Source organism: Pedobacter sp. Bi126, assembly GCF_918698245.1.
GTDB lineage: Bacteria > Bacteroidota > Bacteroidia > Sphingobacteriales > Sphingobacteriaceae > Pedobacter.
Genome location: NZ_CAKKMS010000002.1, coordinates 390,792 through 413,628, shown reverse-complemented (window position 1 = coordinate 413,628; position 22,837 = coordinate 390,792). Strand labels below are relative to the sequence as shown.

Genomic DNA, 22,837 nt, shown 5'->3' with positions numbered 1-22,837 from the left:
AATAGGAAAATAGATTTAAAGAAAAATTACTAAGTTTCTCCCCAGATTATGGCGATTAACACAGATAATAATTTAATTAGAAAGGATCATTTCCATTGGGAATGATAAGCCACTCAAATCTGCGTCCTCTGCAATTCAACGGGAACAATAGATCTAATATAGCTTGCTGCTTCACATTCCTAAAAGCTATATTATTCCGTTTTAAGTCACGAAAATGTAAAACCATTTGTATTTGAAACGCTACAGAATTGATTTGGGCAACATTTGAGCAAAACAACCGTATAAATAGCTCAATATCAAACTAAACCATACTGAATGAAGAAATACATCCTGGACATTGCTACGATTTTTTTGATGGGTATGAGCATTGTCGGAACAAGTTGGAAAGCAGCGGAGCTTCCCCATACACAACAAGAAGTTGTTAAGCACATAGCTACAGATAGCTTATACAATCAATATATCTCAAATATTTACCATCAGGTTCATTTAGATTCTGCCGGATTAAGTGAACAGGTTTTTGAAAAAGCGCTAACCGGTTTTTATAACTTAAAACATTCTGGCCTTTTACATACCAAATCTGTTTTAACCATTGCCGATTTTGATCAGGAAAGTTCTAAAAAACGCCTGTATATTATCGATCTTGCGAGCAAAAAATTAGTATTAAATACTTGGGTAGCCCATGGGCAAAACAGTGGTGGCGATAAGCCAGCCTATTTTTCCAACAATATCAATTCGAACCAGAGTAGCTTAGGTTTTTATTTAACCGGTGAAGTCTACTACGGAAAACATGGCCGTTCGCTTAAACTGGATGGCATGGACCAAGGTTTTAACAGCAATGCGAGAGAGAGGTCTATTGTGGTTCATGGTGCCAGTTATGTAAGTCAAAAAAGCATCGATCAATTAGGCAGACTGGGCAGAAGTCAGGGTTGTCCTGCTGTCCCGGCTAAGTTGGCCGATCAGGTGATCAATACCATTTCAGACCGAACGGTACTGTTTATCAATAATTCAGAACAACAATACAATTCATCATTTTTAAATGAAACACTGGCAGCAAGTGTTGTATTAAATCAGGAACAGATTTTAGCAGCCCAAATGGATTAATATTGTTTAATATTTTTGGCGTTCAGGTTTTTAGGCAAGATCCAGGTAAAGATAGATTTGCTGCTGGCCAATAAATCCCAAACCCAACGGTTACTGTCTACCTCCTTTTCGCCGCAGTCTACAACTTCAGCACGTTTGAGCAGTTTTTTAACTAAAGCCTGCATCCATTTTATCCGTACTATGCGGTTAAAAGACAATCCCAGATAATCGCAATACACATGTACCAGGATTTCTACAATAAGCGAAGCGTTAGAAATAGCCAGTGCTTTACCGAAATGCTGTTCATAATCGGCTTTAATTGTTTTTATCAAAAGTTCAAACCTTGAATCTGCTTTTCCATCAAGATAAGCCCAAAGTTGAGCATTACTATACACGCGGATTAATTGCGGTTCGAGCCCTACTTTAATTTTATTACCTGCCAGTTCATAAATTTTATCCATTCATTAAAAATCAATTGTAGCTGTTAGATAACGATATTACCAAATTGTTAATCAATCCGATATAAAAAATTCTGACACTAATGATGGACAAAGTTATCTGATAATTGTTTGCCCAAAGGAATGTTATTAGCATTGTGAGTAATTTTTTTAATCGGTTGCCAATATTTTAATCATCTTTGGGGTTGAAAAGATAAGCCCATTCATGAAGATTGTAATTGCAGAAAAGCCCTCTGTTGGTCGTGAACTTGCTAAAGTTTTCGGAGCAACCACCAGAAAAGATGGATACATTGAAGGTAAAGGATATTCTTTTACCTGGGCATTCGGGCATTTGTTACAATTGGCTCCCCCTCAAGATTATGGTTTTATTGGCTGGAGGAAGCAACATTTACCTATGCTTCCGCAAAAGTTTAAACTTGCCATTAGAAAGATTAAAACAAAAGATGGTTTTGTAGAAGATCCGGCAGTGCGAAAACAATTAGACACCATAAAAAAACTTTTTGATGAGGCGAGTGAAATTATTGTGGCAACGGATGCGGGGCGTGAGGGTGAATTAATTTTCAGGTACATTTATTATTACCTGAAATGCAAAAAACCTTTCAAACGCCTTTGGATCTCTTCGCAAACAGATGAAGCAATAAAAGATGGATTCAGAAACTTAAAACCGGGAACCGATTACGATACCCTGTTTAATTCGGCTCATTGCCGCTCAGAATCAGACTGGCTGGTGGGAATGAACGCCACACAGGCGCTAAGTATTTCGGCAGGTAACAGAACAGTTCTTTCATTGGGGCGGGTACAAACGCCTACCCTGGCCATGATCTGTGCTCGTTTTTTGGAGATTAAAAATTTCGTTCCTCAAACCTATTATCAGATCAGTATTTTGCTGACCAAGGATGAGCAGACATTTAAGGCTATATCAACTTCGAATTATAAGGAAAAGGAAGAAGTAGAAAAGTTATTTGCGCTTGTAGAGGATGTGGCTTCTGGCTTTCCTGCAGGAGGAAACATTACGGCTGTAGAAGCAAAGCCAAGAAAAGAACCACCTCCGTTATTGCACGACTTAAGTAGTTTACAGCAAGAAGCCAATAAGAAAAAGGGATATACTGCTGATCAAACACTTAATATTTTGCAAAACCTGTACGAGAGCAAATTGGTTTCCTACCCCCGTACCGGATCGCGCTACATTGGTGATGACGTTTTTGCAGGCGTTCCAGATTTGATTGCAAAATTTACCGATCATGCTGATTTTGGAAAACAAGCACAATTTTTGCAAACCATTACTTTAAATAAGCGAAGTGTTAACGCTAAAAAAGTAACCGATCACCATGCTGTTTTACCAACAGGCGAGCAGGCTTATGGACTAAGTGCAGATAAACAGGCTGTATACGATATGGTTATTGGTCGTATGATTGAGGCTTTTCACCAGGAATGTCTTAAAGAATTAACCAAAATAACCATTCAATCAGGAGTTACTTTTGTGGCCAATGGAACGGTAATCCGCTCTGCGGGCTGGCGAGCTGTTTTTAATGACCCTGAAGATGATAAAAAAGATGAAGACAATGCAGCTTTACCAAAGGTTGCTGTTGGAGAACTATTGCCTATAACAGAAAAATCTCTTTTAGAAAAGCAGACTAAACCAAAGCCAATGTACAACGAGGCTTCGTTATTAAAAGCGCTCGAAACATGCGGCAAGGAGATTGAAGATGAAGAATTACGTTATGCCATGAAAGATAGTGGTTTAGGTACGCCGGCAACGCGTGCATCCATTATCGAAACGTTAATCACCAGAGAATATATTACCAGGGAAAAGCGAAATCTTGTACCTACCAATAAAGGACTCGCTGTTTACGAAGTGGTTAAAGATAAACAGATAGCGCAGGCTGAACTTACCGGACAGTGGGAAAAAAGATTAGAAGAAATACGTTCAGGCTCATCCGTAAAAGATTTTAAATCAGAAATCACAGAATATACCAAAACCATTACGCACGAACTGTTAATTGCAGGAGCCAGTATATCGGCCAAACTCGCAGAAGAAAAGAAACTGGAAAAGGCTTAACATCAACTTGCGTCATATCATGCGAAGCAGTTGCAAAAAGCAACAATTTTATGGTTATAGCTCCATAAATTCCCAGGCACTGTGGTATGCGTTCAATCGCTCAGCATACTGGATAAATTCAGCATAAAAATTAGATTTCGATAAAGTAGCACTATCGCCAATAACGACCAGCTTTTTCCTTGCCCTCGTCATGGCAACATTCATTCTCCTGGTATCTGATAAAAACCCAATGCTTCCGTCGCCATTACTCCTGGTAAGGCTAATATAAACCACATCACGTTCCTGCCCCTGAAAGCTATCAATGGTGTTAACTGCAATTTTATTGCGATATGGATTTAAAATTTCATTTTCCTGAACCAATGCATTTAAAATCTGAACCTGCTGTTTATAAGGCGAAACAATGGCAACAGACGGAAAACTATCAGTTAAGGTTTTATCTGTCAAACTAGCAACCAAATTCGTTAAATGTTTGACCAAAAATGCAGCTTCATCAGGATTGGTTGTACTTGTTCCATCTAATTTTTCGTCAAAACTACAGCCTGCAGTATCGATAAATTGAATCGCTTGATCGCCGGTAAACAATAAATGATCGGCAACAGATTGATGCGCTATCAACTCATTTTTGTAAAATACTTGAGATGAATAACCCATAATATCTTTGTTCATTCTGTATTGTTCTTTTAACAACACAACCGACTCTGGATGAAGATTTACTGCTTTTTCTAGTAAAGTATTACTTAAACCATTTTTGGCTGCTTCATTTGATTTTATAGTTGGAGAAAGCTGAAAATGATCGCCAGCTAATATTACTTTCTGTGCTTTTAAAATCGGTATCCAGCAGGCAGGTTCCAGAGCCTGGCCAGCCTCATCAATTACAATGGTATTATACTTTAAATTCCGAACAGTATAATGGTTGGCTCCTACCAGGGTAGCGGTAATAATCTGTGCTTTAGTAAACAGATTATCCATAATGTACTGCTCCGTTTTTTCTACTTCCTTTCCAATTTTATGCGCTTCATCAAACAAGGCCTTACGTTGCTCCCGTTCTGCTTTGCCGAAGCTCCGCTTATATTTATGGGCCATGTTTTTATACTCACTGGCTTGCTTTTTTAAAGCCTTAATCGTTTTCATCTCCGGGTGATCGGCCATTTGATGATCAAGCGTAGCCGCAAGCAATCTTTCTGAAACCCTTGCCGGATTCCCTACACGGATTACTTTTAGCCCCTCAGCCGCTAATTTTTCAGTAAGTAAATCAACAGCAGTATTACTTGGTGCTACCACCAGGATTTTTTGATCGCTGTGTTTAACCAACGATTTTATAGCGTGCACAAGTGTTGTCGTTTTTCCAGTGCCCGGTGGACCATGAACCACAGCCAAATGATCGGCTGCAATAATTTTATTCACCGCTAATTGCTGCGAGTCGTTTAACATATTTGGAATGATAAATTTCTCTTCGCCCCGAAATGAAGGTTTTTCTCCTTTCGTTAAAATACGGATCAGTTTATTTTCCGATTCATTTTCTGCCAAATGCGTAGCCTGTTTAAGGGCACCCTGCATTTCGTCGTAACTGTTATTATCAAAAAGTAAGTCTACACCGAGTTTGCCATCTCTGGTCCAGTCTGGTAATTCATCAACACGGAAGCTGATTTTCATCCTGCTGCCACTTTGGTGATTTATAATCCCCTCTATCCGGTCTTCTTTGGCATCGTGATTAGAAAATAATACCACCGCCGAACCAAAACGGAACTGATGAGAAAAATCCTGATGGGTAGTCCGTTCCAACTCTACAGTTAAATAATCGCCACGGCCTATCTCGGTATTCCTGATTGCAATAGGGTACCAGGTTAAACCCAAGGCCCTCCTATCGGCGGCCGAAGTATTTTCAGTAAGTTTTAAATACGATTGTAAATCTTCGTTGCGTTCGGTATCGAGCAGATCCTGGAGTTTTTTGAAATATTCTTTTGGCAAGGGAAAGGGTGGTTAACTGTATAAATTGTTGTATTGCTTAATTGTTAGATTGCATGATTGTCAGCTAAAAACTGCCAATCGCAAACTGATTAATTACTTAATTGCCTGACTGCTAGCTTGATACACTATTCAAGAGCTGAAAATATTTGTTCTTAAAGGTAAATCAAACGCTTAACGCCAAGCACCATGCGCATAGCGCTATAAAACAAGCTCGTTATGCAGCCTTAACAAAGTCTCTTCAGCATCATCGCAAAAACCAGGGTGTACTTTTGAGCACTGCACTACCGTACTTCTGGTTGCTGTGAGCCACCTAAAACGAGAAGCCTGGTCATACTGACCAATGGGACCTGATCCTTTTGCAGACATACTTATTCTTTCAAAAGCACATAAGTTCTCTTTTAGTTCTTCTAAATCTATCTCTGCAGAAAAAGCCTTTACTTTTTTCTCATCGAGGGAAAAAACACTTTTTAGAAATTTTTGCTTGGCACAAAACAAAATAATGCCCACATTAATAAATTCTTCACGTTCTACCCTTGGCATTACGCGAATCACAGCATACTCAAATAAGAATTTCCCTTGCATGCTGCGCCTCTTTTAAAAATATAGTTGAATGGGTTAACCTGGTAGTAAGGAAATGCCTATAGGCATTACGGTGTGCTGCTTTGCTTTCGAAGTTCGTTTCGCCTTCCAACCAATCATCAGGAATTAAATTAATAACAGATTCGATCTTTTCAGGGCTAAGTAGTTTACTAAATTCGTCATTTACACTTTCGAGTTCAGTAGCCCACGGTAACAATACGTGGTCTTTAACCAAAAAGAAGGGTTTAATAGCCTGCTCTTCCCAATTCTGCCAAGAATGATGAAAATATAATGCAGCACCATGATCGATTAGCCAGAGCTCCTTATGCCACAGCAACATATTGGTGTTTCTGCAGGTACGGTCCATGTTGGTTAAAAAACAATCTAGCCATACAATCTGCGAGGCAAGTTTAGCATCAACAGTAGTTACAGTCGGGTCGAATGTTATTGCACCAGATAAATAGTGTAGTGCCAAATTTAAGCCCACGCTGGCTTTTAGCAGATCCTGTATTTCTTCGTCGGGTTCTGTTCTCCCAAAAGCTTCATCTAAATTGGCAAAAACCAATTCAGGTACACGCAAACCTAAATAGCGGGCTATTTCGCCACCAATTAGTTCGGCAATTAAAGCCCGGGTGCCCTGTCCTGCCCCTCTAAATTTAAGTACATATAAAAAGTTATCATCAGCTTCCGCAATGGCAGGCATAGAGCCACCCTCGCGCAAAGGCGTAACGTATCTGGTTACATTTACCGTTCTAAGTTGTAAATCGTTCATATCTGCAGATAGAATGGCCTTTTATTTTATTTAGGGCACAATTCTAAACTTGCTGCAAATTTAGCAGAATTCCAACAATAAATTGGTCAAAGTTTAGTCGTAAAGATCCTGATGGGAAGTCTGCTGATCAATCGTTAAAAATAAACAGTTATTTTTTTTGAAGCGCAAGGCCAGTAGCCATTAGGTAGGGTTCAGTCCTGCTGTCCATTCCAATCCTTTTGGTTAAAACCCGATATAAACAATTCAACGAGGCCCAAAAGGGATTTCCATTTCCATCAGGGCTACATGGCTTAAACAGTAATTTATTTTAAAGTCAGGAGTGTTAAGTAATTTGGCTAGCGCAAGGAAAAGGAAGCTATGAGCAGGGAACAATCAACCTAAACCCGACCATAGTGAAATGCCACGATTCTTCATCGGGGCAGAAACGGGGGCGGGACTACTTTAAGCGAAGAACCACTCCAACTGCTTTCCAAATCATGAGAAGTTAGCCATTTCCTGTATCAACGCTAACCCAACTAATCGTGTCCTAAATATGCATTTCCTGCAGGCGTCATAGCAGACGACCATTGTACCGAATCGCGGTTAATTTTAATCAGGCCCATGCTTTCTAATTCTTCATATTCTTCTTCCATCCCACCTAAAACCGAAGAACTAACCTGTTGATTGATTACCTCAAGTAGAGATATGATTTCTGATCTTTCCATAAAACTAATAATTAGATATATTTTAATTAACATAAATATAATCAAAATGTTTATCGCTTAATAAACATTTTCAATGGTTTAAGGTTGTATTTATACCCTGATTTAATTACTATGGAAGCACACATCTATTATCTTTTCATTATGGCCTTACCCGTAGCTTGCGTCGCATGGACAGTTACAAAAGAAGAAATTTTCAAAGAAGCACGTGAATTCTGTGTAAACCGTTCTAAAAACTGCGATCAACTGGCAAAAAGAAAGTTTTTTTATGTTTTTACATGCGAATATTGCTTCAGTCATTATGTAACCGCGATACTGCTTTTTATTACCAAATTCACCTTACTTTACCCTGATTGGCGTGGTTACCTTATTTCTTTCTTTTCGATAATATGGGTAGCAAATGTTTATATGAGTTTATATAATATTATCCGTATCGATCTGAAAAAGGAAAAGATTAAAGCTCAACGGGAAGAATCAGCACTCAAAAACGATTGAAACCATTTGTAACAGTAGCTGTTTTTAAGGTATAATTTAATATTATGCCATCATCAGTAATCAAATATTTTAGTTATGATGCAGCTACAGAAACATTGAAAATCATCTTTGTAACCGATATGATTTATCAATATAAAGAGGTCCCAGAAAAAATTTACAAGATGTTAAAGGCTTCCGGATCGAAAGGAAGATATTTTAACCGTCACATTAAGGATAAATTTAAATTCCAGAAACTAGAAGAAGAATGATATGCCCGAAGGTCCATCAATAGTAATACTAAAAGATTTAATCAAAGCGCTCCATTTGGGTAAACCGGAGGTACTGGAAGTAGCAGGCAATGCAAATTTCGACAAGGATAGATTGCTTCATGAAAAGATCCAGGATTTTAAGAGTTGGGGTAAACATTTCCTGATCTGTTTTAACGATTTCACAATCCGTATTCATTTTATGTTATTTGGAAGTTATTTAATTAATGAGTGTAAAAAAGCGCCATTAAAATTGGGACTCATCTTTAAAAAAGATGAGTTAAACTTTTATACCTGCAAAGTTGACCTCCTGGAAGGAAACGTTAAAAAACATTACCACTGGGAAAACGACGTAATGGCTGATGAGTGGGACAGCAATGCAGCTATTAAAAAGTTAAAAGAAAAACCCCAGGCATTGGTTTGCGATGTATTGCTGGATCAGCAGATTTTTAGTGGAGTGGGTAATATTATTAAAAACGAGGTCTTATACCGTACCCGTATACATCCCTTAACCAAAATTGAAAATTTGCCACCTGCAAAATTAAAGGCACTGGTTAAGGAAGCCAGAAATTATAGTTTTGATTTTTTAAAGTGGAAAAAGGAAAATACATTAGGTAAGCATTGGGAAGTATATAGTAAGAAAGAGTGCCCACTTAAACATAAAATCGAGAAAAAGGAAATCGGAAAAACACACCGGCAAACTTATTTCTGTAAAAAATGCCAAAAACTATACGCTAGCTAGAAATATTTTTTCGGCTTAAAATTTCCACTCAGAAATATAAACCACTAAATGTTAAGCATTTAAATTATTGCACATCTTTTATCAAAACAACAAACTATAATCTTAAAGTAAAAGAAATGTTAATCTTTTAGGAATTTTCTAAACTAGTCCTATATTTGTCCTCGAGAGCGTTAATTTAGATACGGGTATATGGCTTAGGCTGTATGCCCGTTTTTTGTTTTAGCCGTTGATACGTGCGCTACAACTTTATCCAAGCAGATTCTTAACCACGGCGTATAGGCACTCGGATTAACCACAATATCCTGTGTTAGCGTATGCAAATCCATATACTTAAAGGCTTCTACTTCATCGGGATTTATAACCGGTAGTTCATCACTCATGCCAAAAAAAACATGATCAACCTCGTGTTCCGTTAATCCATCTTCAAATATTGCCTTGTAGGTAAATTTAAATAGATAGTTCAATTCACAGTCCATCCCCATTTCTTCCATCAATCTCCTTTTTGCAGCATGGATATTACTTTCTCCAATCCGAGGATGACTGCAACAGGTATTTGTCCATAAACCTGCAGAATGATATTTGCTTATTGCTCTCTGCTGCAGTAATAATTCGCGTTTAGAATTAAAAATAAAAACAGAAAAGGCACGGTGCAATACACCTTTCTCGTGCGCTTCCATTTTATCCATCTGTCCTTTTGGCACATCCTCCTCATCAACCAGAATAACTTGTTCTTCCATTTAAATTACATTTAACTTATTACGGATAATAGAACCAAACATCAAACCAACTTTACGCGTGTTCGAAATTCTTATCCTTTCAGTCATGACTTTTTCAGCACTTAAGCGCTTTATCTTAGCAAATAACTTTTTGTAATAGATATAGGACAAATATACGCCATTTCTGGATGCTGTAGGCAACTGCTTAATACCAGTTAAGGCCATTGCAAATTCGGCTTCAATTTCTTCTTCGATTTCTTTTTTTTGACGATCGCAGAATAGGGCTAAATTAACATTGGGAAAATAATTTCGACTAAGTGTTTGATGATCAGCTTTCACATCCCTCAAAAAATTAACCTTCTGAAATGCAGAGCCCAATTTCATGGCGTAAGGTTTCAATTGTTCGTAATCTGCAATATTGCCATTGGTAAAAACCTTTAAACACATCAAACCCACCACTTCTGCGGAGCCTAAAATATATTCGTTGTAAAGTTCTGGTGTATATTCTTGCGTAGAAAGATCCATCTCCATACTCCTCAGAAAAAGAACAATCAGCTCCTGATCTATCTGATATTGATTTACAACCCTTTGGAATGAATTTAAAATGGGGTTTAAACTAATACCCAGGCTAATGGCTTCGAAAGTATCGTTCTTAAATTTTTCTAATAAAAAATTCTTGTCATACTGATGGAAACTATCTACAATTTCATCTGCTAAACGTACAAAGCCATAAATGGAGTGTATGGGTTGACGCAGTTCTTTACCAAGAAAATAAATACCATAAGAAAAGCTGGTACTATACAACTTAGTGGTAAGCCGGCTACAATTGGCAGATAGTTGATCAAAAATTTCTTTCATGTAAAACAGGGTATTGTATTGTTTTTTCAAATTCATCGAGCGTTTTAAACCAGTTGATGTGCTCGATATTGTTTAGTTTACTGATTACCTCACTATTTCCGGCAAGATGGATCTTAGCGGATGAGCATATTTCAGACAATTCATCTACGTATTTTTGCGCGCTAGGTTCTGATCTTGACTTTATCATAAAAAGCAAAACATGGCCTACATTTAATGTGGAAAATATCCGCTTAATTGAATCCAACGGAACTTTGCTTCCTAAGAAAATAACTTGATGATGGTGCATCCTCAGCATATAACTGGCAAAAAGCAGCCCAATATCATGATCCTCGTCTTCCGGTAAAAAAAGAAGCCAGCTTTCGCCAGCATGCCTTGTTAAAGGAAGATTATTGATATGAGTAAATATTTTTTGACGGATAATGTTTGATAAAAAATGCTCGTGTGCAGGGCAAATATCGTCTTTTCGCCACATTAAGCCCAAACGGACCAACAATGGATACATTATTTTCCGGTAGCAATCTGAAAGTCCCAACTGATCAATGCTTTGATCAATTAAATGATTAAATGAGTGCTCATCAAAAGCCAAACCATGCCTAATAAGTTGCGAAACATAATCTGCCTGCTCATCATCAGTAGGATATGAGAACTGTTGGTCGAGCAATTTATCAATCGCTTCATCAGAAAGGCTGCAGATTTTAGAAATTTTTAAACCGCTTTTATTTAAGCTTACGATGTTTAATAGTCTTCGGAGCTGCTTATCATCATATAAACGCGTATTCCCTTGAGATCGCATCGGACTCAGTGCATTGTACCGCTGCTCCCAGATCCTGATGGTATGAGAATGGATGCCCGAAAGCTGTTCAAGATCTGAAATAGAATAAGTCATTATTTTGTTTAAATATATTCAATAAAATTTAAACAAAAAGAAGAAAAAAAAGTTTTTACTAAAATGCCCTAAATATATCGTCTGATATTGTATGCATCGTAATCATTAAGTTCGCATGAAATACCTGCTAAACGCAGTAAATTTTAACTACTGATTAAAGGCATAAAGTAACCGGTTAAAACACCTTTTCGGTAAGCAATACACCTCTTTCGCCGTTACCTGTTTCGATGGTATGCACATTTTTATAAGAATGGCTAAAGAAATCGTAGCCATGTTCCCTTTGTTTAATAGCAACCGTACTTAGCGGATAGCTTAAGTTGGTTTGCATGCAATGTAAACTACCATTAGCCAGTAGCAGAAAATCACAGTCGTAACCTTGCTCCTGCAGTTCAATAACCTTTTTGGTAATAGACACGTTTAATCTATTGGCGGTGCGGGTTCTATTTTTCATGGGATATTGTTTTAGGTAATTAGGGATGATTATTGGGTTATTAAATATATCTATTAATAACTACGATTCAAAATGCAATATATTGTTATACAAGTAATTAAATAAAATTGTTTTATTCTTTTTATAAAAGCCTTTCATCGTCGGTTTTCGCTGATCATGTTTCTTGCATAAAAAAACATATACGTATCATATTTACTACAAAAACCAACTAAACATCGTTGCAGACCTAAAATAATTTCTTTATTTAAAAAGCAACCTATAATTTCGTTTAACCTTAAAACATACCTAATGAAATTAACATGTATCGTAATTGATGACGACATTCACGCCGTCAACGGTATAAAATCATATATCAGTCATCTCGCAAACATTCATTTAATAAACTCGTATACAGATCCATTACAGGCATTAAACGAAATTACCGCAGGAGATCAGGTTGACATTATTTTTATAGATGTTGATATGCCTATGATCTCTGGATTAGAATTATCAAAAGCAATTAGGCATAAAACAGACAAATTAATTTTTACCACTTCGCATTCTAAATATGCCTATGAAGCTTTTGAAATGAATGCAAGCGCTTATTTATTAAAACCATATACCTTTGCCCGTTTTGCGGAGACCATAAACAGATTATTTCCCCTTAGCCCCAGCTTACCGAATGTTGGTATTAAAAAAGAGGATGATTATTTCTTTGTAAGAAATAAAAATGAGAAGAACAATTTGATTAAGGTAAGGTATACGGATATCGTTGCGATAGAAAGCCTGCAAAACTATGTCAGGATTTTCACCCTAAACGAAACCATTGTGTCATACATTGCACTATCAGAGATTAAGATTATTTTAAAAGACTATCAGAATTTTGCCCAGGCACACCGCTCATTTATTATTGCTAAAAACTACATTGAGAAAGTAGAGGGCGGTACACTAAAAATGATTAATGATTTAACCATCAACATTGGAAATAGTTACCGGGAGAACATACAGGATTACATAAAAGAGAAAACGATTAAAACTAACCGCTCTTAAACTAATTTTTTAGTATTTTCGTTATCTAAACAATTAAACGCTTATGGTTTTATTGTTTAGCATATATAGCCGTTCCTCAATCAACTAGCCAATGACGCTTATCGCTAAAAAAAACAAATTACACAAAATTTCAGCCTGGTTTTCTGACAAAAAACTTCATATTTTAGGTTGGACCATATTCATATTTTACGAGGCCATAATCATTGGCATCTTTGTTGGCAGATTCTCTACACTGAGCACTTATGTTATTTTTTATAGCTTAAACATCGCTACATTTTATTTCCACGCGCATGTAGTTTTGGCTTCGGCCCTGAAAAAGATTAATGAAAGATGGTGGAAATTACCTCTGTTTACTTTACTCGAACTAGGTGCTTATTTAATACTAACGGTTTGTTTAGATTATATCGTAATTAATTATACAGATTATAATGGTCCTATTAAACTGATATTTAATGCAGCTTTTTTTGCTGCGCCGATTTACCGGGCCATATACTTTATGTGCTTCGCTACCAGTTATTATTTTCTCCTTAATTTTCTCGAAGAACGGAAAAAGATTGAAGACCTGGAAAAACAACGGTTAAATAACATTATCCAGATAGCTAAATCGGAAAATGCCTTTTTAAAGGCACAGATACAGCCTCATCTGTTATTTAATACTTTAGATTTTATTTATCAGAACGCGAAAGATTCTTCTCCGGTTGCCGCAGAAGCTATTCATTCTCTTGCAGAGATGATGCGCTATTCGGTTGACAGCAATCAGGATAAAGAATTTATTTTGCTTGATGAGGAGATTAACCAGGTAGAAAACCTCATCAACCTGCACCAGCTCCGTAAAGATCACCAGGTACAGCTCCGTTTCTGGTATGATGACGAGATACGTAATACTAAAATCATTCCTTTAGTATTAACCACTTTGGTAGAAAACATGTTTAAACATGGCGAACTGCTTACGCCATTACATCCTGCCGAAGTGAGTTTGAGCATCAAAGATCATCGACTTATAATAGAAACTTCAAACTTAATAAAAGCAATTAAAGATAACTCAGGCTTAAGTTCTGGATTGGAAAACATAAAGAAGCGCTTAGCTTACAGTTATGGCAAAAATGTTGAATTCAGCTACTTTACTGATTCAGACCAGTTTTTCAAAGTAATGCTGGTTATTAAAATCAAATAAGAAAACCTGCTTTAATAACTTTAGTTTAAAATTTCAAATTACACAATAATCTCAAAAGAAAAGCTGATTTTCCTTGCCGAATACATAAAAATCCGTTTCGAATGTGTTTTTTTTTCATTTTAATGGTTGAAATTGTAATTTGCATCAACTAAACCTATAAAAAATGTCAATAAGTTGTATCGCTATTGATGACGACCCTCATTCCCTAGAGAGTTTAATAGCATATATGGAGAAACTGCCTGATTTAAAGCTTATCCAAACTTTTACTGAACCGCTCCAAGCCCTGGCAGAAATATCGGTATCTAATCCTGTCGATATTATTTTTATGGATGTCGAAATGCCTTCACTTTCCGGAATCGAACTGGCAACCCTATTAAGGCAAAAAACAAAACACCTGGTTTTCACTACGGCGCACCCACGGTATGCCATTGATGCTTTTAAAGTTGATGCGGATGCTTATTTGCTTAAACCCTATTCTATTTTACATTTTACGAAAACAATAAACAACCTCTATCCGACTGGAAAAAAAGCACAACATCCTTTTTCCATTTTCGACGATCATTTTTTTTACATCCCCTTACAAGGAGAAAATGCTGATTTGGTAAGAATAGAGCTGAATGAATTGATTGCCATAGAAGAAATGGGGGAAGATATTCAATTTAAAACTACAAAAAATGCTTTTCTAAGTTCAAAATCTAATTTTACCAAGACTTTGAAAATGTTAAAAAAGCATTCAGCATTTATCCAGATTAACCCTTCTGTTGTTATTGCAAAACAGCATATCAAAAGTGTACTCGGCAATAAAATACTGCTTTCTGGCGAAACATCATTTACTGTTTCGGGCACATACATAGAGCTTTTTGCAAATTTTATCAAGAACAATTTGCTTCAGGAAAAACCCCGTCCTGGCACCATAATGTAGTCTTTAATACTCGAACATCAGCATCGGATCAATTTTTAAGGCATAATCAAAACATTAAGTCAAAAACTTTGTATTAGGATAATCTATTTTATTATTAATTGATTTATCTGTTTTGAAAAGAGTGTTGGTCGTGGATGATGATCCAGATGTATTAGAAGTTTTCCAGGATGTATTAGAAACCGAACATTATAAAGTTTATCCACTACTATCGCCACGGCATATTTTTAAAACAATAAGAGATTTCAGTCCCGATCTGATTATTCTAGACATTATGTTAAATGGGATGGATGGGCGTGCTGTGTTTAAAAAGTTAAGGTTAAATCCTGAAACAGCGAGCATCCCTATTATTATGGCATCGGCCAGGTACGATGAAAATTATATTACATCGCAACAATACCATCCCGACGATTATTTAGAAAAACCCTTTAATATGGCAGATTTGCTCCAAAAAGTAAGTGCTTTAACCGAAAATTAAAAAATCAGATATGAAATTAAAATTACTACTATCTCTTCTGTTGTTATGCGCAACAGTATCAATCAAAGTAAAAGCACAAAGCAGACCAGATAAACTCTATTCCATGAGTGGAATTGGCTTTGCGTTCCCAATGGGCGAAACTACGGATTATTTTAAGCCAAAATTTTCAACATCATTAGGTTTAAACCTGGGTTTGGGCAAAGGCGGTTTGTTCTTATATCCTAAAGCAAGTTTACATGCTTTTACTTTTAACCAGATAACGCCAGATGCGGGTTATACCTATACCTTACAAAAAGGCCGAGCAACCACCTACTTGCTAAATGTTGCTTTAGGGTACCGTAAAATTGTAAACAAATGGGCTTTTTATGGTTTTGCAGGTGCTGGTGGCGGTTTTATTCTTACGCCTCAGGCTAGCGTGAATACCACAACCCTGCAGGTTACCCAAGATAATAAATCAAATGGTTTGGGTATTGCCGAAGGTGGGGCCGGTATTGAATACAATATTGGAGGTGCCAATTTATTTGTCGAGGCCAGTTACATGTATGGCTTTAGTAAAATCCAGAACAGGGCTTTTAACACTGTACCAATTTCTATAGGCATTAAACCTAATTTAAGCAAGCTGTTAAGTAAACTTTAATATTTACATACAAAATACCAGGGCGGTTACGTTAAATACATAACCGCTTTTTTTATGCTAAAGAAATAATCAAAATTATTTTCATACTAATTATTTTAGCATAGATTTGTATTTCAAATTAATTTAATGTTATACGCAGTTGTAGATATCGAAACCACTGGCGGTCATGCCTCAGCAAATGGTATTACCGAGGTTGCCATTAACATCCATGATGGCAATGAAATAGTTGAATCTTACACTACCCTAATTAATCCGAAACAGCCTATACCCGTTTACATTACGGCGCTTACAGGGATTGATGATAACATGTTATCGGATGCCCCAACCTTTGATGATGTAGCTTTACAGATTTATCAGTTATTAAACGATAAGATTTTTGTGGCGCACAATGTAAACTTCGATTATTCCTTTTTAAAGCATCATTTGGCCGCTGCAGGATATGATTTACAATGCAAAAAGCTGTGTACGGTAAGATTGAGCAGAAAACTAATTCCTGGCAAATCTTCCTATAGTTTAGGAAAACTTTGTACAGCCTTGCAGATCCCGATTCAAAACCGACACCGGGCAGCGGGAGATGCAGATGCGACCAGTATCCTATTCAATTTATTGCTAGAATACGATCAGGAAGGCATAATTGCGGAAATGCTGAAGAAAACATCAAAAGAGCAGGTTTTACCGCCGCACTTAGATAAAGCTTCTATCCTGAGGTTACCTCATCAACCAGGTGTATATTATTTTAAAGATAGTAAGGGCAAGATTATTTATGTTGGAAAAGCTAAAGACCTTAAGAAACGCGTAACCAGTCACTTTACAGGCAATACACCTAACCGGCAACGCCAGGATTTTTTACGCACGATTCATGATGTAGACCATGTAATTTGTGGTACCGAATTAATGGCGCTCATTTTAGAAGCCAATGAAATAAAACGCCTTTGGCCTGAAAACAACCGGGCAATGAAACGTTATGAGCATAAATATGATTTATATATTTTCGAAGATCAAAACGGCTATTTGCGCTTAGCGATAGATAAACATAAAAAAAACAACAACTCCTTCCAGAGTTTTAACAGTTTATTGGAAGGTTATAATTTCTTAAACCAACTGGTTGATAAATACCAGCTTTGTGCAAAGCTCTGTTACCTGCAAAAAACGGCCACTAAATGTTATGCACATGAAAATGGGCAGTGTTTTGGCGCATGTAGCGGAATAGAAACTGTTAGTGTTTATAATAAAAAATTAAATACGGCATTGGCCGATATCCAGAAACAACAACCAAGTTTCGCATTGGTGGATGAAGGCAGAAAAGACAATGAGTTTAGCTGTTTGGTTGTAGAGAATGGAAAATTTTATGGAATGGGCTACTTCACCGATAAGAACTATCTTACTGATGGTCTGGCGCCAATCAAAAATGATCTTTCTATCTATCAGTCCAACAGTTATATCTTAAATTTAATTCTGAATTACGCAGAACAACATCCACAGAAATTGTATAAATTGTAACGTTTAACTACACGCCATGGATTCATCAATATTTATAGCTCATTGCCTATCTTTTGATGAAGTTATTGAATTGCCACATTTCGAAAAAACTTCCTTCCGGGTAAATAAAAAGATCTTTGCTACGCTAAATATTCAGAAAGGGGAGGCAACATTTAAATTATCGGCAATTGATCAGTCTGTTTTCTGTGATTTTGATCGCAACAGCATATGGCCGGCTACCGGAGCCTGGGGCAAACAAGGCTGGACAATTTTTGACCTAACAGCATTAACAGACGAAATGCTTGTCGATGCACTTACACTTTCTTATTGCAATGTAGCCTCAAAGAAGCTTTCAGAAAAGTACAAAACTTAAAGACAATCCCTAACATGTTAATAATTAGCACAATAACTTCGCCAACCAGTTAAGCCTAAAAGATTATAAAACGTAGACTAATAAAGTACTATGCTTTACAAGACGCAATATTGCCGCAATGCTTTAACCATATAACGAATAAAAGAAAATATAAGCTAATCACGATAACCTAAATTGTCTCAAACAGCCCTGTTAATTTTCTTTTTTAGCAAGGGCAACTCTATAGCTGCTTACCTATCTTTACTTACATCAAATATAAAACGTTATGATAAAATCACTTTGGATAAACCTTCCGGTAAAGGACATTAACAAGTCAAAAACATTCTTCTCGCAGCTCGGTTTTACGCTTAATCTTCAGTATGGCACCCGCGAAGATTCCGCGTGCTTTTTAGTGGGAGAAAGTAATTTAGCGATTATGCTTTTTGAAGAAACTTTGTACGAAGGTTTTGCAGGAACCAGTATTGCCGATAAACGCAATGGCGGCGAAGTATTATTCTCCTTTGACGCAGAAAGTCCAGAAGAAGTAGATGATCTGGCTCAAAAAGTAGTAGCTGCCGGTGGTACACTTTATGGCGAGCCAGGCTACAAAGATGGCTGGATGTATGGCTGTGGTTTTGTTGACCTGGATGGCCAAAGATGGAGTATTCTTTACATGGATATGAATAAAATGCCCTTGGGTTAATTCCTCATTAAAAATAAACTAAAATTTGCGTAAGCGATTACTTACGCTTATATTTGTAAGCAATTACTTACGCAATTAATTCTATGAGAAGAGATGTATTTCAAGCCATTGCCGATCCTACCCGAAGAGAAATCATTAATCTGATTGCGCATAACACCTTAAATCTAAATGCAATTGCCGAAAATTTCGACATGAGCAGGCCTGCCATTTCTCAGCACATTAAAGTTTTAACAGAATGTGGTTTAGTAGAAATTACCCAACAAGGCCGTGACCGGTACTGTAACATACAATTTCAAAAACTAGCAGAAGTATCTAAATGGGTAGAACAATACCGTATTTTTTGGACAAGCAAATTAGATGCTTTAGAAATACACTTATCAAAAGACACTAAATCAAAATAAAGATGAAAAACGAACCAGTTATTGCAGAACGGGTGTATAATGCGCCTATCGAAAAAGTTTGGAAAGCTTTAACCGATAACAATGAAATTAAACAGTGGTATTTCCAATTGGAAAACTTTAAACCGGAAGTAGGCTTTAAGTTTGAGTTTTCTGGTGGCCCCGATGATGGACCTCAATATTTACATCTTTGCGAAATAACCGAAATTGTTGAGGGCAGGAAACTCGCCTACACTTGGCGATATGACGGTTATCCAGGCAATTCGGTGGTAAGTTGGGAGTTATTTGAGCAAGGCGAGCAAACAAGGCTGAAATTAACACATAGTGGTATAGAAAGCTTTGCTGAAAACGGCCCTGACTTTGCCAAAACAAGTTTCAATGGCGGCTGGACTTATTTTGTTAATGATGCGCTTAAAAATTATTTAGAGCCTAAATCTTAACATTAAGTTCTTCGATGAATCAAAAAAGATTGTCATCCTGAGGGATAATTTATTGTATAAAAATCAATATGAATGACGCATATCTTTTTTTTGCCCAGAGGCTCATCCTTGCCTCGGCTCGCCGCCGCCGATGGGGCTCTTTCTTTTTGCTGTCAAAAAGAAACAAAAAACACCGGCTGAAAATTTTTCTTTCAAAGCTAGTGGGTAGGCTGGGTCGGTGGAGCCCGAAAAATTTGTTAGGCCGGATTTAAGTAGAACGGGGATACCGTGCTATGGCCTAGCTGGATGGAAATTCGATGGTGACTAAAATATTGATTAATAGTTGTTTATAGAATAACGTCAATGGTAGCGTAGTCGAAGGACAATCTTTTTTGATTTTTAACTTATAAAGGTCTTCGACTAGGCTCAGACTGACAAGCGTTTTAAGCTATGTTATAATTACTGGCTGTAGCCTCCTGCCACCACAAAAGCACCTATACCTCTTCTAAAGCCGATTTTATGGCTGCATAAATATAATCGAGATCTTCATCGCTGATTACATACGGCGGGAGGATATAGATAATATTGCCTAATGGCCTTAATATAATTCCCTTCTCTAAAAAGTACGCATACAATAAATTACGCAGATTACTTAAATAAGAGGTTTCATTGCCAGTCTCCCACTCTATTGCAATAATTGTTCCCGTTTGCCTAATTGCTTTAACTTTAGGATGCGTTTTAATTTCTTCAAGAAAAACAGCATGTTTGGCCTCTACCCGCTTAATATTAAGAAGTGTTTCACTTTTTAACAGAATATCCAAACTCGCTAAAGAAGCCACACAAGCAATCGGATTCGCTGTAAAAGAGTGTCCGTGGTAAAGTGTTTTTAATTTATCGTCGCTTAAGAATGCTTCAAAAATCTCTTTTGTACAGGTCGTTACCCCTAATGGCATTGTTCCACCAGTTAAACCTTTGCTTAAACAAATAATATCAGGCTTGTTAGTTAATTTCTCGCAAGCGAAGTAAGTTCCTGTTCTACCGAAACCCGTCATCACTTCATCAGCAATGGTTAAAATTGCGGCGTCTTTACAGGCAGATAAAAGTTGATCCAAATATTTAGATTCGTACATTAACATCCCGCCCGATCCTAGAATGAGTGGTTCGAAGATAAAACAAGCGGTATCTTTAAGATTCGAGATATGAGATGCGAGATGTGAGATATTACCCTCATTTGGTAGATCGATAAATTCGACATCGAACAGTAGACTGTTAAAAGCATCGGTAAAAATACTGCGGCCGCTAACAGACATGGCGCCAAAAGTATCGCCATGATAGGCATTTTTAAAGGCTAAAATCTTCGTTTTTGGTGTGGCCTTATTGTCCCAGTACTGCAGGCACATTTTTAAGGCTACCTCTACTGCAGTTGATCCGTTATCGGTATAAAAAACTTTATCCTGTTTGCCAGGCAATATGGGCAAAAGCCTTTCTGCAAGTAGTACAGCGGGCTCGTGCGTAAAACCTGCAAAAATCACGTGTTCAAGCACATTGAGCTGTTCTGCTACTTTTTGTGCAATATAAGGGTGCGAATGACCATGAATATTTACCCACCAGGATGAAACCGCATCGATATACCGTTTACCACCCTCATCAAAAACGTACACCCCTTCTCCCTTAACAATCGGGATGTGGGGCAGTGCATTCTTCATTTGGGTATAGGGATGCCAGATTACCTTTTGATCGCGTTCAGTTAAATTGAGCTGGGAATCTGGAGTATGGCGTTTGGACGAATCGGGCATCATGATTATAATTTAACTGAATATTGATTTTTTAAAAGCTGGCCTACGGTTTTATCTGTTTTAAAGGTAATATCATCAATATTTAAATCTTCAATTTTCACCCACCTGAAAACCTGAAGAATTTCACCTTCTCCATCGAAATCGTAAATAACATCTTTAAAGGCCAGGTGCAAAGGCGCTTTTTCTTTAACGATATAATACACACTAATTACCTGGCTATCGTTAAATGATGATTTTTCAAAAAAATCTGTAGTATAAAAATGAGATAATACTTCAATTTCAGCATCGCACTCTTCCACAAACTCACGTTTTAATCCATCGATTAATCCTTCGCCAAGTTCTAAACCGCCACCTGGAAACTTACTGAAACGAAAGCCATATTCTTCCTCATCACTTACCAAAACCTCATTATTTTGGTTAATTAACAATCCATAGACCCTAACATTAAAGTAGCTCATTTTCGAAATGCTTTTTATTTTTAATTACTATTTCTGGTGTCCATACAATTTCCTTTTTAAAGGCCTCTGCCCTCACCGGGCATTCACTCATATGGCAATAATGGCAACACTCAGGCAAGCATGGATCTGCATGAATGAAGAGTTCTGCTTTGCGGAAGCCGTTTTTATTGATCAGTTCATCAATCTGTGAGATTTCGCGGTGAACTTTATTTAAGTCAAAATAATATGGCAATGTTACATGGCAATCGATATGAAATTCAGGACCATATTGCTGGGTACGCAGGTTGTGCACATCAATCCACGGGTTGTGCCTGTTCTTTTGTAAAACATCTACCACTTCTTCAACAAGTGTAAAGTCACTTTCATCCATTAATCCACCCACCGAACCACGGGTAAGTTTATAACCAGAATAAACAATATAAAAGCCTACCAAAAAAGAAAGCAAGCTATCTAGCCAAATAATATTTGTTAGCTGAATTAAGATTAAGCCGACAACAATCGCCGCACTGGTGTACGTATCAGTTAATAAATGTTTACCATCAGCCTGCAATGTAACAGAATGTTCATCTTTACCTACATTGATGAGGTATAGGCCCACAATCAGATTAATCAAGCCCGTGATACCAATAATCAGCGTTCCTGTCAATAGTTCTCCTACCAAATGAGGATAAATAAGGTTGTACGAAGATTTGAAAATGATAACAACTCCTGCAATCAGAATCAATATCCCTTCAACAAAAGCCGAGAAAAACTCAACTTTTCCATGTCCATAAGGATGATTTTCGTCGCGGGGTTGTGTGCTTAGGTAAATGCTATAAAAGGCAAAACTCCCTGCTATTACATTTACAATACTCTCTGCTGCATCTGTTAAGATGGCATTCGATCCCGTAATAAAATACGCAACAAACTTGGCCAACATCAGCACCACACTCACCACCAGAGAAATTATTATAGCTTTCTTTTTTACCGACACCAGGATATTTTT

Annotated in this window: 27 protein-coding genes; 15 read left to right on the top strand and 12 right to left on the bottom strand. The window is 37.1% G+C overall.

The genetic code is table 11. The features are described 5' to 3' along the window. Positions 1-315: 315 nt before the first annotated feature. Positions 316-1,101, top strand: coding sequence for a murein L,D-transpeptidase catalytic domain family protein (locus LQ201_RS06960; protein ID WP_230140503.1), 786 nt, complete (start codon positions 316-318; stop codon positions 1,099-1,101). On the opposite strand, the gene LQ201_RS06955 is transcribed toward LQ201_RS06960, so the two are convergent. After that, entirely contained in the window at positions 1,098-1,541 is a 444-nt protein-coding gene (locus LQ201_RS06955; protein WP_230140501.1) for a hypothetical protein, read from the bottom strand. The two genes, LQ201_RS06960 and LQ201_RS06955, sit on opposite strands and share 4 nt — an antisense overlap. Before the next feature lie 202 nt (positions 1,542-1,743). On the opposite strand from LQ201_RS06955, the gene topB reads away from it, so the two are divergent. Next, entirely contained in the window at positions 1,744-3,597 is a 1,854-nt protein-coding gene (gene topB, locus LQ201_RS06950; protein WP_230140499.1) for a DNA topoisomerase III, read from the top strand. A gap of 54 nt (positions 3,598-3,651) precedes the next feature. On the opposite strand, the gene LQ201_RS06945 is transcribed toward topB, so the two are convergent. The 4 genes from LQ201_RS06945 to LQ201_RS06930 all read right to left on the bottom strand — a co-directional run bounded on the left by LQ201_RS06945 (position 3,652) and on the right by LQ201_RS06930 (position 7,620). Next, on the bottom strand, positions 3,652-5,565 hold the full coding sequence (locus tag LQ201_RS06945; protein WP_230140498.1) for an AAA domain-containing protein: 1,914 nt from the start codon (positions 5,563-5,565) through the stop codon (positions 3,652-3,654). Positions 5,566-5,763: 198 nt separating this feature from the next. Beyond that, the gene (locus tag LQ201_RS06940) at positions 5,764-6,147 is read right to left on the bottom strand and encodes a DUF3037 domain-containing protein (protein WP_230140489.1); all 384 of its coding nucleotides are present in this window, start codon (positions 6,145-6,147) and stop codon (positions 5,764-5,766) included. Continuing rightward, positions 6,125-6,916 (bottom strand): HipA family kinase, encoded by a 792-nt coding sequence (locus LQ201_RS06935; RefSeq protein WP_230140487.1) that lies wholly within the window; start codon positions 6,914-6,916, stop codon positions 6,125-6,127. The genes LQ201_RS06940 and LQ201_RS06935 overlap by 23 nt, the downstream gene beginning before the upstream one ends. A gap of 515 nt (positions 6,917-7,431) precedes the next feature. Continuing rightward, positions 7,432-7,620, bottom strand: coding sequence for a hypothetical protein (locus LQ201_RS06930; RefSeq protein WP_029277933.1), 189 nt, complete (start codon positions 7,618-7,620; stop codon positions 7,432-7,434). Positions 7,621-7,731: 111 nt separating this feature from the next. Here LQ201_RS06930 and LQ201_RS06925 point away from each other — a divergent pair, with 111 nt between their 5' ends. The 3 genes from LQ201_RS06925 to LQ201_RS06915 are packed head-to-tail and all read left to right on the top strand — an operon-like array spanning position 7,732 to position 9,099. After that, entirely contained in the window at positions 7,732-8,112 is a 381-nt protein-coding gene (locus tag LQ201_RS06925) for a hypothetical protein (RefSeq protein WP_230140485.1), read from the top strand. 44 nt (positions 8,113-8,156) lie between these two features. Further along, complete coding sequence (locus LQ201_RS06920; RefSeq protein ID WP_230140483.1) at positions 8,157-8,360, top strand: KTSC domain-containing protein; 204 nt, start codon at positions 8,157-8,159, stop codon at positions 8,358-8,360. Between the two features lies 1 nt (position 8,361). Further along, entirely contained in the window at positions 8,362-9,099 is a 738-nt protein-coding gene (locus LQ201_RS06915; protein WP_230140481.1) for an endonuclease, read from the top strand. 194 nt (positions 9,100-9,293) lie between these two features. On the opposite strand, the gene idi is transcribed toward LQ201_RS06915, so the two are convergent. The 4 genes from idi to LQ201_RS06895 form a co-directional block, all read right to left on the bottom strand. Beyond that, entirely contained in the window at positions 9,294-9,836 is a 543-nt protein-coding gene (idi, locus tag LQ201_RS06910) for an isopentenyl-diphosphate Delta-isomerase (RefSeq protein ID WP_230140479.1), read from the bottom strand. Further along, complete coding sequence (locus LQ201_RS06905; RefSeq protein ID WP_230140478.1) at positions 9,837-10,673, bottom strand: phytoene/squalene synthase family protein; 837 nt, start codon at positions 10,671-10,673, stop codon at positions 9,837-9,839. Beyond that, positions 10,657-11,559: a MerR family transcriptional regulator gene (locus LQ201_RS06900; protein WP_230140476.1), complete on the bottom strand. Its 903-nt coding sequence runs from the start codon at positions 11,557-11,559 to the stop codon at positions 10,657-10,659. The genes LQ201_RS06905 and LQ201_RS06900 overlap by 17 nt, the downstream gene beginning before the upstream one ends. Positions 11,560-11,734: 175 nt before the next feature. Beyond that, positions 11,735-12,010: a hypothetical protein gene (locus tag LQ201_RS06895; RefSeq protein ID WP_230140474.1), complete on the bottom strand. Its 276-nt coding sequence runs from the start codon at positions 12,008-12,010 to the stop codon at positions 11,735-11,737. 288 nt (positions 12,011-12,298) lie between these two features. Between LQ201_RS06895 and LQ201_RS06890 the strand changes: the two genes are divergently transcribed. The 10 genes from LQ201_RS06890 to LQ201_RS06845 all read left to right on the top strand — a co-directional run bounded on the left by LQ201_RS06890 (position 12,299) and on the right by LQ201_RS06845 (position 19,619). Beyond that, the gene (locus tag LQ201_RS06890; RefSeq protein ID WP_230140473.1) at positions 12,299-13,039 is read left to right on the top strand and encodes a LytTR family DNA-binding domain-containing protein; all 741 of its coding nucleotides are present in this window, start codon (positions 12,299-12,301) and stop codon (positions 13,037-13,039) included. A 91-nt stretch (positions 13,040-13,130) separates the two neighbouring features. Further along, positions 13,131-14,213, top strand: a complete 1,083-nt coding sequence (locus LQ201_RS06885) for a sensor histidine kinase (RefSeq protein ID WP_230140471.1) — start codon at positions 13,131-13,133, stop codon at positions 14,211-14,213. Between the two features lie 163 nt (positions 14,214-14,376). Beyond that, complete coding sequence (locus tag LQ201_RS06880; protein ID WP_230140469.1) at positions 14,377-15,135, top strand: LytTR family DNA-binding domain-containing protein; 759 nt, start codon at positions 14,377-14,379, stop codon at positions 15,133-15,135. Between the two features lie 121 nt (positions 15,136-15,256). After that, positions 15,257-15,610, top strand: a complete 354-nt coding sequence (locus LQ201_RS06875) for a two-component system response regulator (protein WP_230141996.1) — start codon at positions 15,257-15,259, stop codon at positions 15,608-15,610. A gap of 10 nt (positions 15,611-15,620) precedes the next feature. Beyond that, positions 15,621-16,247, top strand: a complete 627-nt coding sequence (locus LQ201_RS06870; RefSeq protein WP_230140467.1) for a hypothetical protein — start codon at positions 15,621-15,623, stop codon at positions 16,245-16,247. A gap of 126 nt (positions 16,248-16,373) precedes the next feature. After that, on the top strand, positions 16,374-17,747 hold the full coding sequence (locus LQ201_RS06865; RefSeq protein ID WP_230140465.1) for an exonuclease domain-containing protein: 1,374 nt from the start codon (positions 16,374-16,376) through the stop codon (positions 17,745-17,747). Between the two features lie 16 nt (positions 17,748-17,763). Continuing rightward, positions 17,764-18,099, top strand: coding sequence for an MmcQ/YjbR family DNA-binding protein (locus LQ201_RS06860; RefSeq protein WP_230140456.1), 336 nt, complete (start codon positions 17,764-17,766; stop codon positions 18,097-18,099). 265 nt (positions 18,100-18,364) lie between these two features. After that, the gene (locus LQ201_RS06855; protein ID WP_230140454.1) at positions 18,365-18,781 is read left to right on the top strand and encodes a VOC family protein; all 417 of its coding nucleotides are present in this window, start codon (positions 18,365-18,367) and stop codon (positions 18,779-18,781) included. 83 nt (positions 18,782-18,864) lie between these two features. Beyond that, a complete protein-coding gene (locus LQ201_RS06850) occupies positions 18,865-19,182 on the top strand; it encodes a helix-turn-helix transcriptional regulator (RefSeq protein WP_029278720.1) in 318 nt (105 codons plus the stop codon). 2 nt (positions 19,183-19,184) lie between these two features. After that, positions 19,185-19,619, top strand: a complete 435-nt coding sequence (locus LQ201_RS06845; protein WP_230140452.1) for an SRPBCC domain-containing protein — start codon at positions 19,185-19,187, stop codon at positions 19,617-19,619. 473 nt (positions 19,620-20,092) lie between these two features. On the opposite strand, the gene bioA is transcribed toward LQ201_RS06845, so the two are convergent. Genes bioA through LQ201_RS06830 form a run of 3 tightly spaced genes read right to left on the bottom strand, consistent with a single transcriptional unit; the run spans position 20,093 to position 22,825 of the window. Continuing rightward, complete coding sequence (gene bioA, locus LQ201_RS06840; protein WP_230140444.1) at positions 20,093-21,397, bottom strand: adenosylmethionine--8-amino-7-oxononanoate transaminase; 1,305 nt, start codon at positions 21,395-21,397, stop codon at positions 20,093-20,095. A gap of 2 nt (positions 21,398-21,399) precedes the next feature. After that, positions 21,400-21,852, bottom strand: a complete 453-nt coding sequence (locus LQ201_RS06835; protein ID WP_230140442.1) for an NUDIX domain-containing protein — start codon at positions 21,850-21,852, stop codon at positions 21,400-21,402. Continuing rightward, complete coding sequence (locus LQ201_RS06830) at positions 21,839-22,825, bottom strand: cation diffusion facilitator family transporter (protein ID WP_131031170.1); 987 nt, start codon at positions 22,823-22,825, stop codon at positions 21,839-21,841. The genes LQ201_RS06835 and LQ201_RS06830 overlap by 14 nt, the downstream gene beginning before the upstream one ends. Positions 22,826-22,837 lie beyond the last annotated feature (12 nt).